The sequence below is a fragment of the Kribbella sp. NPDC050241 genome, from assembly GCF_044459685.1.
In the GTDB taxonomy this organism is placed as follows: Bacteria; Actinomycetota; Actinomycetes; order Propionibacteriales; family Kribbellaceae; genus Kribbella.
The window spans coordinates 595,682-608,547 of the sequence record NZ_JBITJE010000004.1 but is presented as its reverse complement, the minus strand read 5'-3'; the positions used below and the strand labels follow the sequence as shown (position 1 = coordinate 608,547).

The window sequence follows — 12,866 nt, the reverse complement described above, 5'->3', positions numbered from 1 at the left end:
GGTGCGCATGAACACAACCGTCACCGAACGGATCGCCGAACTCACGGGTGCACGAGTGCCGTTCGTGCACGCGACCGTCGTCCGCGCGGAGCACCCGACCTCCGCGCGGCCGGGTGACGACGCGGTCGTACTGGCGAACGGATCGCTGGAGGGATTCGTGGGCGGCATCTGCGCCGAGGGTTCGGTCGTGTCGGCGTCACTCGCGGCTCTCAGCGAGGGCCGCGCCGTGCTGCTGCGTGTCGTCCCCACGGCGGCGGATGCGTTTCCGGAGGTTCCCGGCGCCGTGGTGGCGACCAATCCCTGCCTGAGTGGCGGCTCGCTGGAGATCTTCCTGCAGCCACAGATCCCCCCGCCGTTGCTCGGCATCTCGGGCGCGACGCCGATCGCCGAGGCGATGGTCGCGGTCGGAACCGCGGCCGGCTTCGCCATCGAGCGGCTGGACGGGACCCGGCCGCCGTCACCGGGCACGCTCGCCGTGGTCGTGGCAGGGCTCGGCCGGGACGAGACCGCTCCACTGCGGGCAGCGCTGGACGCCGGTGTCGGCTTCGTCGGATTGGTTGCCAGCGGCAAGCGTGGTCGCGCGGTGCTGGCCGAGCTCGGCCTGACCGACGAGGAGTCGGCCCGCGTCCGGACACCGGTCGGCCTGGACCTCGGCGCGGAGACTCCCGGGGAGATCGCCCTGTCCGTGCTCGCGGACGTTGTGCGCTCGATGCGGCAGAACGGTCTCCGCCCCGCCCAGATTCCGGCGGAGGACATCGCCGTACAGGTCGTGGATCCGGTGTGTGGGATGTCGGTGCTGATCAAGTCCGATACGCCGTACCTCGAGGTCGACGGCACCACCTACTGGTTCTGCGGCCAGGGGTGCCGTGACGCCTACGCTGCGCAGGTCGCGGGTTGAGCGGCATGTTCGTGACCGGACTGGTGCTCGCCGCGGGTGGGTCGCACCGACTGGGTCAGCCGAAGCAGCTTCTCCCGTACGGCGGTACGACGCTGCTGGACGCCGTACTGCGAACCGCGCGGGACTGTGCGTTCGACCAGCTGCTCGTCACGCTGGGCGGCGCGGCCGAGGATGTCCGCGCGACGGTCGACCTGAGCGGGGCGACAGTAGTCCTGAACCCGTCGTACGGCAGCGGCTGCTCGTCCTCGATCGTCTCGGCGCTCGACGTTGTCGACAATCGGACGACCGGAATTGTGCTGATGCTCGGCGACCAGCCCGGAGTCCGGGTCCGATCCGCGCGGTCGGTGATTCACGCGGAAGCGCCGATCGCCGTGTGCCGCTATCGCGACGGGATCGGTCATCCGTTCTGGTTCGCCCGATCGGTCTTCCCCGAGCTCGCGAACCTGCACGGGGACAAAGGGGTCTGGAAGCTGATCGAGTCGGGCCGTCACGCCGTTGTCGACGTACCGGTGGACACGGAGGTGCCGGCGGACGTGGACACCTGGGACGACTACGAGAGTCTGCTGGCACAGGGGATCGAGCGATGAAGGCACCGTTCCGCGACATCGAGGAGGTCGTCACCCGATTCGACCAGGCCGGCCACCTTCTCGACGAAGGCACCGCGACGGCGCTCTACCTCGCCTGCACGCTCCCCCGCCCGCTGCTGCTCGAAGGCGAGCCCGGTGTCGGCAAGACCGCGTCGGCTCTCACCCTGGCGAACGTTCTCGGCACGTCCCTGATCCGGCTGCAGTGCTACGAAGGGCTGACCGCACGCGAAGCCCTGTACGAGTGGAACTACCAGCGCCAACTGCTGGCGATCCGGCTGGCCGAGTCCAGGCACGACAGACTCCAGGACACCGACCTCTTCACCTCCGAGTTCCTGATCGAGCGTCCGATCCTGCGCAGTGTCACGGCGACCGGCCCGGTGCCACCGGTGCTGTTACTCGACGAGATCGACCGGGCCGACGACGAGTTCGAGGCGCTGCTGCTGGAGTTCCTCGGCGAAGCGTCGGTGACGATCCCGGAGCTCGGCACGTTCGCCTCCGCCCGGCCGCCGTACGTCGTCCTCACGTCGAACCGGAGCCGCGAGCTCCACGATGCGCTGCGGCGCCGTTGCCTCTACCACTGGATCGAGTTCCCCTCGCCCGGCCGCGCGGTGCGCATCGTCCGGCGCCGGATCCCGGCCGCCGCCGAACCGCTCGTGCGCAGCGTCACCGACTTCGTCGGCCGGGCCCGGCAACTCGACCTCGACAAGCCGCCCGGGCTGGCCGAGACGATCGACTGGGTCGCCGCGTTGAGCGCGCTCGGAGTGACCTCGCTGGGTCGCGACGACGCGCTCCGAACGCTGTCGGCGATCGCCAAGTCGCCCGACGACGTGGACGCCATGACCGAACTGTTCGAACCGAGCGAGGGGACAGCATGAGGATCACCCACGAGTTCACCGTGAGCGTGCCGCCCGCCCAGGCGTGGGCTGTGCTGACCGACCTCGAGGCGATCGCGCCGTGTCTGCCGGGTGCGCAGCTGACCGGGTTCGACGGCGAGAACTACCAGGGCAAGGTCCGGGTCAAGCTCGGTCCGGTGGTGAGCGACTTCGGTGGTACGGCGCGATTCGAGACCAAGGACGACGCGACGTACCATGCTGTGATCGATGCCAAGGGCAAGGATTCGCGCGGGTCGGGGAACGCCTCCGCGCGGATCACCGCGGACCTCACGCCCGACCCGGCCGGCACCCGGGTGAGCGTCGACACCGACCTGAGCATCTCCGGCAAGGTTGCCCAGTTCGGCAGCAGCATGATCAAACAAGTCTCGGAGAAGCTCCTCGGAGAGTTCACCGCCTGCTTGGAAGCCAAGCTGGCAGCGGGCGCACTGGGCGCCGAGCACGTAGCCGCAGCCGAGCCCGCGCCCAGCCGAGTCGGCGGGGATGGACTGGCCGGCGATCGTGCGGTCGATACGGTGGCGCCGGACCAGGCGGACTCGCCGCGAGCCTCGTCCGACAGCACCGAGCCGGCTCCGCTCGACCTGATGCACCTCGCCGGCGGCTCGGTGGCACGGCGGTTGGTCCCGGTGCTGGCCGTCGTCGTGATCGTGGCGGTGGTGATCTACTTCCTTGTCCGATGATGCCGTCCTCTTCCGTGCGGTCGACCGTGCGTCGTTCGCCGTGGCGTTCTCCGAGCGACTGCGAACCGCAGGCATCTCCGTCGACCTGACCGCGACGGAACTCTTCACCGAAGCGCTGACGGTGCAGCAGGCGGACAATCAACGCCGTCTTTACTGGCTCGGCCGAGTCACCTTGGTACGCCGCAGACAGGACCTGGACAGGTACGACGCAGTGTTCGCCGCCGTCTTCGCGGACACGGTCGTCGCAGTCGATCCGCAGTCCCGTCGCAGGCCGCTCGACTCCGCCCCCGACCGCGGCACCAGCCATGGGATCCCACCATCGGCCATGGTTCACGACGGCGCAGGCCTGCCCTGGATCACCATGCCCACTGCCGCCACCGGCCGCGCCGAAGACCCGAACACCGGCCTTGCTGTGCCCGAACGACTGCCGAGCGCACTCACCGGTCTGCGCGACACGCCGTTCGACGCGCTCGACCCGGTGCAACTCGCGGAGGTCGGTGCCTGGCTGGAGAGTGCTCGCGAGCACTGGCCGACCCGTCGTACCCGCCGCTTCGCAACCCGCAGCCGCGGCACGATGATCGACCTTCGGGCCACGATGGCACGCTCGCGCAGCACGGGCTGGGAGCCGACCGAACTCGTTCGCACCGGCCCAGTGCACAAGTCGCGGCGCCTCGTCATGCTGTGTGATGTCAGCCAGTCGATGCAGGCATTCATCAGGCCGTACCTGCATCTGATGCGGGCGGCAACGATCAGTGCCGGAGCGGAGGTGTTCGCCTTCGGAACGACCTTGACGCGGCTGACCGCCGTACTCGCACATCGCGATGTCGCGGTCGCGGTCGATCAGGCGTCCACCCTGGTCGCGGACCGCTTCGGTGGAACCCGCATCGCCACCAACGTGGCCAACCTGCTGAAGTCCAGGTACGGCGCACTCGTCCGCGGGGCCGTGGTGATCATCGCCTCCGACGGTTGGGACAGCGACGACCCCGAGCAGTTGGCCCGGACGATGGCTCGACTGTCCCGGCGCGCCCATCGAGTGATCTGGATGAATCCACGCGTCGCGGCTCCCGGCTACCAGCCACTCACCGGTGCGCTCGTCGCGGCCCTGCCGTACTGCGACGCCCTGCTCCCGGGCAACACCCTCGACGCGCTGGCCGAGGTGGTCAACTCCACAAGGTGACGTGGATCGACGGCCGGAAATGCCCGATCGTCACGCCCGATCCCCGCAACATCGCCTGGGTGGCGCGCGGCGTGGTGATGAAGCGCGTCAACTCGGCGGCGGCCGGTACGACGGCATGCGCCGGCAACGTCATCGCCGACCAGACCCCGCCCATCGTCAGTCCACGACCGGTGACGATCGTCAACCGGCCGTTCGACACGTCGCCGGCGACCGCGGACGACAAGGCCACCGCGACTCCCCCATCACGTTTGGCCTCCTCGATCGCCGCCGCGTGGCTCTGGAAGATCCGTTGCCTCTGCTCCGGCACCTCCAGCTTGCGCAACATCGCCGCGACCGCGCCGTCAGTGACCGCCGAGGGGCCGAGCAACCAGGTCTGCTCACGCAGCATCGCCGGCCGGGCCGGGCCGATCGCGGCCGGATGCTCGCTGTCGGCAACCACCACGAGCCGGTAGTTGAGGAAGGGGACGCGGCGGATCGACTCGGGCAAACCGGCCGGAACCGGGCCGAGGGCAACGTCGACCGAACGCTCGGACAGTAGCGCCGCGAACTGGCGCGGATGATGCACACTCAACTCGACGTCCAGATCATCCGCCCGGCCGGCGAACAGTTCGATCAGGCCCGGGGCGGCGTACTCGGCGAACAACGTCGAGGCCGCGATCCGCATCAGCCTCCGGCCGCGCCCGGCCTGGCTGACCTCCTGGATCGTCCGGTTCTGCAGTCCGAGCAACTCCACGGCACGGCTGGCCAGCCGCAACCCGCCGGGAGTGAACGCCAGCCCTGACGCTGTCCGGGTGAACAACTGGTCGCCGAGTTCCTTGCGCAGTTGGGCAACGTGCAGGGAGACGGCGGCCTCGGTGACCTCGAGTTCAGCGGCGGCGGCCTTCACCGAACCGAGGCGCACGACCGCGGAGAACGCACGTAGCTGAGTAGGCGTCATCGTCTCGCCATCGTAGAACCGCGCCCCAGCTTTCGCCGCGTGCCGGAAGGCACCACGATCAGCTGACTCCTGGAGCAAAGGTGGCCTCGAGGCGGATCGGGAGGGTCTGGTAGCCACGCAGGACGAGTCTGTCCCGGCGGACAGGCTCTTGGGTGGGGTCTGCTGAGAGGTTGCGGAAGCGGGCAAGGAGGCGTGGGAACGCGACCGATGCTTCGAGTCGGGCGAGGCTGTTGCCCAGGCAGATGTGTGGGCCGGCGCCGAAGCTGAGAGGTTTGTTGTCGGCGCGGGCCGGATCGAAGTGGTCGGGGTCGTCGAAGCGGGCCGGGTCGCGGTTCGCGGCTCCGAGCAGCAGGATCATGGCACTGCCGGCGGGAATCGAGAGGTCTCCGACGACCAGTCCGCCGGCGTGTGCGATCCGGATGGCGACCTGCACCGGGGAGTCGAAGCGCAGTACCTCTTCGATGAAACCCGCGGCCGTCGCCTGATCAGAGCGCAGGGCAGCGACGACGTCCGGATGCTGGTGCAGGAGCGCCAAGCCGTTGCCGAGGAGATCGGTGGTCGTCTCGAAGCCGGCGACCAGCAGCAGGATGAGGTTCGCGAGCAGTTCCTCGTCGGTCAGGCTGCCGTCGTCCGCGTCGCGGACGGCCACCAGAGCGCTGACAAGGTCGCTGCCCGGCGCCGCGCGACGTTCGCTGATCAGATGCGTGAAGTAGCTGCCCAGTTCGCGTGCAGCCGCGTCAGCGGGGCCGGCGACGCCGCCGGACAGTTCGAGCGCCGCCGTCAGGTCGGATGCCAGCGGGCGGAAGCGCTGCCGGTCCTGCACCGGGATGCCGAGGAGTTCGCAGATCACAGCGACCGGCAACTGGAACGCGAACTGATCCATGAAGTCCACGGTCTGGCCGTCGGCCCCACACTTGGCGAGCCGGTCGAGCAGGTTGTCCACAGCGTTCAGAACCGACGGTTCCAGTGAGGCGACTCGGCGCGGTGTGAACACCTGGGAGATCAAGGAGCGCATGCGCCCGTGGTCCGGTGGGTTGGCCCGCAGGATCGACCGGTTCATCGACAGGAGGGCGTCGGCGCCGGCCGTCGTTGTGGAGGGGCTCGGTGCCGCGTCCGGGAACCCGAAACCTGGGTCTCGGAGCACCTGATTGACCTCCGCGTAACCGCACACGACGAAGACATCGTCGGTCACGGCGAGGACCGGACCGATCCCGTGCGCCGCGGCGTACAGCGGGAACGGGTCGGCCCGTCCAGCCGGCGACAGCAGATCCTCGATGATGGTCGCCGCACCAGTGATGGGAGTCCGGGAGGCCGCCATGACTAGGCGGCCGAGACGGGAGGCAGGTTGAGGTCGTTGGCTGCGGCGCGGCCCAGTTGGACGAACCCGACCGCGTACAGGGTGGCGCCGGCGACTTCGAAGATCTGAATGAGCCCGAATCGCGGGCCTGACGTGAAGATGAACAGCCCGCCGATCGTGTAGACCGTGGCGCCGACGCCGAGCAGTACGCCGGTCCACCGCAGGCCAGATCGATTGAGCGTGCGGGCCAGCAACAGGTAGCCGAGTGGAAACGCGAGCAGGGCCGGAATGACGATCAGAGCGGCGGGCGTGTTCAAGTCGGCCGGTTCGTGCACCAAGCTTGGTTCGTACTCCGCTCGGACCGGGTTATGCGATCCGTCGAAGATGATCAGCGCGAACCACAGCAAAGTGCCCGACAAGGCCACGTACCAGGAGCGGAGCGCTCGCCGCCCGGTGACCTGGGTTCCCAACGCGATCATGCTCGCGAGACAGATGATCTGCAGGAACAGGCCTGCTGCCTGGATGTCATGCGTGAGCCCGTACCGCTCCCCGACCTCCGCGATGCTCCACCCGTCACGGGCGGGATGCAGCAGCGTCCCCAGCCAGAACAGCGGTCCGCCGATCAGCGCGGTCAGCCTTGCGGTGGTACGCAACTGCCGGCGTATGACGCCGGACTGCACAACGGTCTCGCTCATCGATCGGATCTCCATTCGGGGCTGTCGCTAGAGTGTCGCTCTAGTGGATCACTAGAGCAACACTCTAGTCAACTGCTAGGCTCCGACCATGAACGCGAGCGAGACCACCAGCAGAGCGGACAAGACGCGCGCCAACCGACGCCGGATGCGCACGGCGGCGCTGGGTCTGTTCACCGCGCGTGGATACGCCGCCACCTCGATGCAGGCCATCGCCGACGAGGCCGGAGTGGCCGTGCAGACCCTCTACTTCACCTTCCGCACCAAGCGGGCCCTGCTCAGCGAGATCCTCGACACCGCGGTTGCCGGCGACGAGGAACCCGTGCCGACCCTGGAACGCCCCAGGGTGCGCGCAGCGATCTCCGAAGCCGGCCAGCGCGAGCAACTTCGCGAGCAGGCGCGACTCGCGCGCGAGATCTATCGACGCGTCGCCCCCGTGCTTCAGGTCGTCGCCAGCGCCGCCTCCGCCGACCCTGAGATCGCCGATCTCTGGGAGACCAACAACACCCAGCGTGCCATCGTCATGGAACAGCTCATCACTGCCCTCGCAGCGAAAGGCCCCCTCCACGACGGCCTCGACCCAGCCATGGCGACCGACATCGCCCTCGCCCTACTCAGCCCCGAGATGTACCAATACCTCACTGAACGCCGCGGTTGGAGCCCCAGTCGTTGGGAGCAATGGACGGCCGACGCCCTGACCACCCAACTGCTGCCCACCCAGTAGTTGCTGGGAGCAACCGCGACGCGTGGCCCTGAGCCGTCTGGCCGGTCCGGACGTTCGTCAGGTGACCCGGTCCGGTGTACGTACTTGCCTCAGGCAATGAGCCCCAGCCGGCGGGGCAACCGGCGGTGAAAACATTTCACGATGCCCCCTTGGACACCGGTTAGATGCACCCGGCGAGGTCAGAGTTGGTCAATCACCAATACGCTGGTCCGATTCAATCGAACAATTGACGGAGCTCGCGCCGCCGCTTTTCGATCCTGCGTTGACTCAGGGCGCGGCGCTCCTCCTCGGACAGCCCGCCCCAGACTCCCGCCTCCTGCCCGGTGTTCATCGCCCAGCGACGGCACTCCTCGAGTACACCGCAGCCGCAGCAGATCTGCTTCGCCTGTTCGATCTGCGCTATCGCGGGCCCCGTGGTCCCGATCGGGAAGAACAACTCCGGGTCCAGGCCCGCGCACGCAGCGCTGAACATCCACCTCCCGGACGTCGCCCCGGCAGCGGGCAGGTCCATCGAGAGACTCATCGTGCGGCTCCGTTCTCCGCGGGACAGCTCATTCCAGCCAGACTGACTTGCCCCTACCAACGTGTCGTCGCAGCCAGCACCCCGTGCGCATTGCAGCCAGCAGGAAGAAACGACGGCCCGCTTGCATCCACGAGGGCGACCGCTGTGGGGGACGGGCTGACCCACGGCCGCTTGCCCTCCGACCGGTTACCGCTGACCGGTAGCCGGGAGTGGTGGTCGCCGGGATGCCGGGGCCGATTCACTCAGCCGATCGTGGTGCTCGTACGACAAGGACCTCGGTCCACTCGAGGAGGCACTGGTGCGATGAGTCGGGCAGCGGCCGTAGGCCCGGGCCAGCTGGTCGCCGACCGCTACCGCGTCGGGTCCCCGCTTGGTTGTGGCGGCCTGGCAGAGGACGAGATGCTCCAGCGGCCGGTGGCGTTGAGGGGTTACCACGTGCGCGAGCCGGATCGGGACGACGCGGGGGTGCTCAACGAGGCTCGCGCGGTGGCCCGCGTCGATCACCCGGGTCTCGTCGGGATCTACGACGTCGTCCGCCAGGGCGATGTGCTCTGGATCGTGATGGAACCGCTGACTGGACACTCGCTCGCACACATCCTCTCCGTCGATGGACCCCTGCCGATCCACCGGGCGACCGACATCGGCCTGCGGCTGCTCGACGTACTGAAGGCTGTGCACCAGGCGGGGATCGTGCACCGAGACGTCCGACCGGCCAACGTCCAGGTCTGCGCGGACGGCAGAGTCGTCCTCACCGGCTTCGGCATCGCGTCGTTCTCGGGCGTGCCCACCGACACTCGGTCCGGGACTCCTGGCTACATCTCGCCGGAGCAGGCCCGGGGGCGCAAGCCGGATCCTCGGGCCGACCTGTACTCCTTCGGCGCGACCCTGTTCGCCGGCGTCGAGGGCCACCCGCCGTTCGACCGGGGCGAGTGGTCCGACAGCTTCCTCGCCGTACTCCGGGGCACGCCACCCCGGACCGGCCGCCTGGGCCCGATCATCGACGGGCTGCTCGCCAAGCACCCCGAACGCCGACCGACGGCGGATGAGGCCAAGGCCGCGCTGACGGAGATCCGTCAACTCGACAGCGACTAGCCAGAGTCAGCGGGCGCTCTTCACGGGGAGGATGGCGAACGCCCCGACGATCGCGCACACTCCGGCAACGCCGTACAGCACGCCGTAACTGCCACCGCCGACCGCCAGGATGGCCGGAGCGACCGCCGCCGCGACAGAACCTGGGAGGGCGCCGGCGATATTGAGTACGCCGAGGTCCTTGGCGGCGTTGGCCTTGTCCGGCAGTACGTCGACAACGAGCGCCAGGTCGACGGCCATGTAGATGCCGAATCCGAGACCGCCGATCGCCATCCCGATGAGATAGCCGTTGACGTCGACGGCGACACCGATGACAAGCATCGCCAGCCCGTAGACGATGGACGCACTGAGGACGAAGACCTTCCGCCGGCCCGTCCAGTCGGACAGCCGGCCACCGATGACCGAAGCAACGACGATGACGCTGGACTGGATGAGCGTGCCGAGGAAGATCTGTCGCGGTACGTCGGCCTCGGCGCTGCCGATCTTCTCGAGCAGGTAGTAGGCCTGGTAGGTGAACAGGAAGGCGTACGCCAGCACGAACAGGAACCGGCTGACGAAGACCCAGGCGAAGTCCGGGTTCTTGCGCGGTGAGACGTAGAACGTGCCGGCGAACTCTCGCAGGGACCAGGGCGGCCTGTCCGCCTTCGCCAGTCGCCGATCGTCGAGAACCGCCGCGAACAGCAGGATGAAGAATCCGCCGATCACGCACGGGGCCAAGAACATGAGGACCTGATTTCCGGTGAACAGCTTGACGAGGAAGGTCCCGCTGACTGAGGCGATCGGCAGACAAACTCCCAGTACGCCGGCGACCACACCGCGTTGCGTCGTTGGGACCTGATCCGGCAAGACCGCCACTTGGACGGCGAGCAATGCGTTGAAGAACAGCTGGGCAGTGCACCACCCGACGAGCACGATGAGGATGTTCGGCGCCACCGCGACCACGAGAATGCCCAGCGAGCCACCGACCAGGCCGATGACCATCCACGGCCGCCGCATGCCCAGCCGCGACGACGTACGGTCGCTCAACTTGCCGAAGAACGGATTGCAGACCATCGCGACCAGGCCACCGATCCCGGCAACCAGGGCCAGGCTGCGCGGCGCCCTGTCGATCCCCACCAGCGAGTTCACCTTCAACGCCAAGGTGACCAGCAGCGGTGCGATCAAGACCAAGCAGGTACTCAGATACGCCAACGTGTACAGCAGGATGAAGCCCCATCCCACCCGATGCACCTCGGCGTCTGCAGTTCGGGCGCCCCCCGCCCCGCCGGAAACCACTGACATCCGCACATTCCCCCCTCTTCAAAGTCCACCCACCGGCAGCTCCGGTCAATGGCAGGAGCGCTATCGCAGCTGCTCGAGTCGGCTGAAGAGGTTGTCGAAATCCCACCGGAAGGTGGTGTTGGTCATGGCAACCATCGCGAGTCGCCGGTGCGGGTAGATCCGCATGGCGTTCCAGAAGCCGCATCCCGTCCCGTAGTGCTCGACGTACGCCGGAGTGCGGTCGGCGGCGGCCGGCGGACGAAACCAGCCGATGCCATGGTCGAACGGCTTCCCGGGCGCGCTGATCGTGCGCATCGCCTCCACCTGCTCGTAGGGCAGAAGGGGGTGATCATCCGACGGGCCCGCGCTCTGGGCGGCTGCGAGCAGAGCCGCGTCGGTCACGGTCCCGACCAGACCGCCGTACGCCGGGCCGCTGACAAGGAAGGGGCGCAGAGCGGTGTGGCCGGCAACTCGGTTGCCGACGATCCCGCTGGGCAACGCCCAACGAAGTACCGGAACCGCGGCGGGGTTGAGGCGGACGTAGCCGATGGATCGAGGACCGCTCGCCTGGAACTCATAGCCGGTGTTCTTCATCCCGAGTGGCTCCAGGACAGACCGGTGGACATGGTCCTGGACCGACTCCCCCGTGACAGCCTCGATGACCTTTCCTGCGAGGAGATATCCGATGTTCGAGTACGCCGCTCGACCTCCGACTGCTCTCCTGGGCGATCCGTGCTTCCGGACGATCCGGTCCAGCAGCGCCGGGTCCTCGCGATCCCCCTCGGGTCGGACCCAACGGATCGGGAGCGGGTTCGCCAGGCCCGCGGTGTGGGTCAGCAACTGGCGCGTGGTTGGGTGCCCCGTCTTGGCAGACGGCCGGTAGCCAGGAAGGTAGGTGCCGATCGGTGTGTCGAGGTCCAGCTTGCCATCGGCATGCAGCCGTACGGCGGCTGTCGCCGTGGCGATCTTGGTCATCGAGAACCACGGGTACTGGTCGTCGACGGTGGACTCCCGGCGCTCTGCCAGGTCGGCGTACCCCACTGCCCCGGCGTACAGAACTCCTCCAGGTCCGGCGACGGCAAATGACAGCCCGGGCACCTTTCCCTTCGCGGCGACCTCTTCGGCGATGCGTTGGGCAACCTCGGAGTTCATGACCGTCTCCCCGAGACAATCGCGATCACCGCTGTCAGCAGCAGCACAGCGACCAGTCCGGCCAGCTTCCGCCCATCCCCCTCGATTAGTCCAGCGACAACGCCTTCGTCGTTGTTACTGCGGTTGAAGACGCTGTGGCCGACTGCGACCGCAAGAATGCTGCCACCGGTCCCGCGCAGGTACACGCCGATCATCAAGCGGACGAGCACGCAGATGACGAGCAGCGCAACCAGAGCGCCCGTGAGCGAGGCGAGCGAGAAGTCGCCGATGAGTTGCAGCGGCAGGTGGACCAGCGCGAACGGCACGGCAGTGAGCAGTGCCGCTCTGACCAGGCCATGACGTCGCTCCAGCCGCGTCTGCACGACCCCCGACCACGCGGTCTCCTCCCAGAGGTTGATCAGGACGAGATTCACGAGCAGCCCGACCACCTGGCCGATCACGAACGGTGCAACGTCGACCCGCTTGAACGTGTCTCCCGACAGCAGGGCCAGCGCGACTGTCAGCGTCGGCAAGCCCGCCAGGATGACAAGCCACCAACCTGACCCGATGCGCCACCGGAACATCCGGCCCACCAGGACTCGGACCCCGGCCGGTCCGTCCGTGGCCCACGTCGTCCATAAGGCGGCCGGGACCAGCGCCACGAAGACCAGTAGCACGGACGCGATCCGCTCTGCGCCGACGCCCGGCACCGCCGGCATCCACCCATCGGCGATCACGCCGTGCGCGGCCAGAACCGGCAGTGACATCACCGGATAGGCAATGGCGAAAGCCAGGGTCAGGAACGCCGTCACCGGGTGCCGGGCCGTCCATCCACGCAGCCGCATCACCCGGCTGGAGCGCTCACGCCTGCCGCTCCGTCCTGGGGCTGCCTGTTCGACGCCAATGCTGTTCATGAGCCATCCGCCCTTCACTTTCACCGAGCCCTCAGAAGCTCGACGAGTACTACGATCTCGCAGTACT

14 protein-coding genes are annotated in these 12,866 nt (G+C 68.1%); 7 read left to right on the top strand and 7 right to left on the bottom strand.

All coding sequences use genetic code 11. The features are described 5' to 3' along the window. Positions 1-7: 7 nt before the first annotated feature. The 5 genes from ACIBG5_RS23040 to ACIBG5_RS23020 are packed head-to-tail and all read left to right on the top strand — an operon-like array spanning position 8 to position 4,232. Positions 8-898, top strand: coding sequence for an XdhC family protein (locus tag ACIBG5_RS23040; RefSeq protein ID WP_396393520.1), 891 nt, complete (start codon positions 8-10; stop codon positions 896-898). A gap of 5 nt (positions 899-903) precedes the next feature. After that, positions 904-1,485 carry an NTP transferase domain-containing protein gene (locus ACIBG5_RS23035; protein ID WP_396393519.1) on the top strand — a complete coding sequence of 194 codons (582 nt, stop codon included), beginning with the start codon at positions 904-906 and terminating at the stop codon, positions 1,483-1,485. After that, positions 1,482-2,360, top strand: coding sequence for an AAA family ATPase (locus ACIBG5_RS23030; protein WP_396393518.1), 879 nt, complete (start codon positions 1,482-1,484; stop codon positions 2,358-2,360). Before ACIBG5_RS23035 ends, ACIBG5_RS23030 begins: the two co-directional genes overlap by 4 nt. Beyond that, positions 2,357-3,055 carry an SRPBCC family protein gene (locus ACIBG5_RS23025; protein ID WP_396393517.1) on the top strand — a complete coding sequence of 233 codons (699 nt, stop codon included), beginning with the start codon at positions 2,357-2,359 and terminating at the stop codon, positions 3,053-3,055. The genes ACIBG5_RS23030 and ACIBG5_RS23025 overlap by 4 nt, the downstream gene beginning before the upstream one ends. After that, positions 3,045-4,232, top strand: a complete 1,188-nt coding sequence (locus ACIBG5_RS23020; RefSeq protein ID WP_396393516.1) for a VWA domain-containing protein — start codon at positions 3,045-3,047, stop codon at positions 4,230-4,232. The genes ACIBG5_RS23025 and ACIBG5_RS23020 overlap by 11 nt, the downstream gene beginning before the upstream one ends. Here the strand turns inward: ACIBG5_RS23020 and ACIBG5_RS23015 are convergent. From ACIBG5_RS23015 to ACIBG5_RS23005, 3 genes are read right to left on the bottom strand one after another with little or no spacing between them, the layout of a single operon-like run. Next, the gene (locus tag ACIBG5_RS23015; RefSeq protein WP_396393515.1) at positions 4,216-5,169 is read right to left on the bottom strand and encodes a LysR family transcriptional regulator; all 954 of its coding nucleotides are present in this window, start codon (positions 5,167-5,169) and stop codon (positions 4,216-4,218) included. The genes ACIBG5_RS23020 and ACIBG5_RS23015 overlap by 17 nt on opposite strands. A 58-nt stretch (positions 5,170-5,227) precedes the next feature. Continuing rightward, positions 5,228-6,487 (bottom strand): cytochrome P450, encoded by a 1,260-nt coding sequence (locus ACIBG5_RS23010; RefSeq protein WP_396393514.1) that lies wholly within the window; start codon positions 6,485-6,487, stop codon positions 5,228-5,230. A 2-nt stretch (positions 6,488-6,489) separates the two neighbouring features. Next, positions 6,490-7,161, bottom strand: coding sequence for a hypothetical protein (locus tag ACIBG5_RS23005; RefSeq protein WP_396393513.1), 672 nt, complete (start codon positions 7,159-7,161; stop codon positions 6,490-6,492). 88 nt (positions 7,162-7,249) lie between these two features. On the opposite strand from ACIBG5_RS23005, the gene ACIBG5_RS23000 reads away from it, so the two are divergent. Continuing rightward, positions 7,250-7,882 (top strand): TetR/AcrR family transcriptional regulator, encoded by a 633-nt coding sequence (locus ACIBG5_RS23000; RefSeq protein WP_396393512.1) that lies wholly within the window; start codon positions 7,250-7,252, stop codon positions 7,880-7,882. Positions 7,883-8,096: 214 nt separating this feature from the next. On the opposite strand, the gene ACIBG5_RS22995 is transcribed toward ACIBG5_RS23000, so the two are convergent. Then, on the bottom strand, positions 8,097-8,405 hold the full coding sequence (locus ACIBG5_RS22995; protein WP_396393511.1) for a WhiB family transcriptional regulator: 309 nt from the start codon (positions 8,403-8,405) through the stop codon (positions 8,097-8,099). Positions 8,406-8,708: 303 nt separating this feature from the next. On the opposite strand from ACIBG5_RS22995, the gene ACIBG5_RS22990 reads away from it, so the two are divergent. Beyond that, on the top strand, positions 8,709-9,497 hold the full coding sequence (locus ACIBG5_RS22990) for a serine/threonine-protein kinase (RefSeq protein ID WP_396393510.1): 789 nt from the start codon (positions 8,709-8,711) through the stop codon (positions 9,495-9,497). A 6-nt stretch (positions 9,498-9,503) separates the two neighbouring features. On the opposite strand, the gene ACIBG5_RS22985 is transcribed toward ACIBG5_RS22990, so the two are convergent. The 3 genes from ACIBG5_RS22985 to ACIBG5_RS22975 all read right to left on the bottom strand — a co-directional run bounded on the left by ACIBG5_RS22985 (position 9,504) and on the right by ACIBG5_RS22975 (position 12,799). Beyond that, a complete protein-coding gene (locus tag ACIBG5_RS22985; RefSeq protein WP_396393509.1) occupies positions 9,504-10,715 on the bottom strand; it encodes an MFS transporter in 1,212 nt (403 codons plus the stop codon). A 120-nt stretch (positions 10,716-10,835) separates the two neighbouring features. Further along, a complete protein-coding gene (locus tag ACIBG5_RS22980) occupies positions 10,836-11,906 on the bottom strand; it encodes a serine hydrolase domain-containing protein (protein WP_396393508.1) in 1,071 nt (356 codons plus the stop codon). Continuing rightward, a complete protein-coding gene (locus tag ACIBG5_RS22975; protein ID WP_396393507.1) occupies positions 11,903-12,799 on the bottom strand; it encodes a CPBP family intramembrane glutamic endopeptidase in 897 nt (298 codons plus the stop codon). The genes ACIBG5_RS22980 and ACIBG5_RS22975 overlap by 4 nt, the downstream gene beginning before the upstream one ends. Between the last annotated feature and the right edge of the window lie 67 nt (positions 12,800-12,866).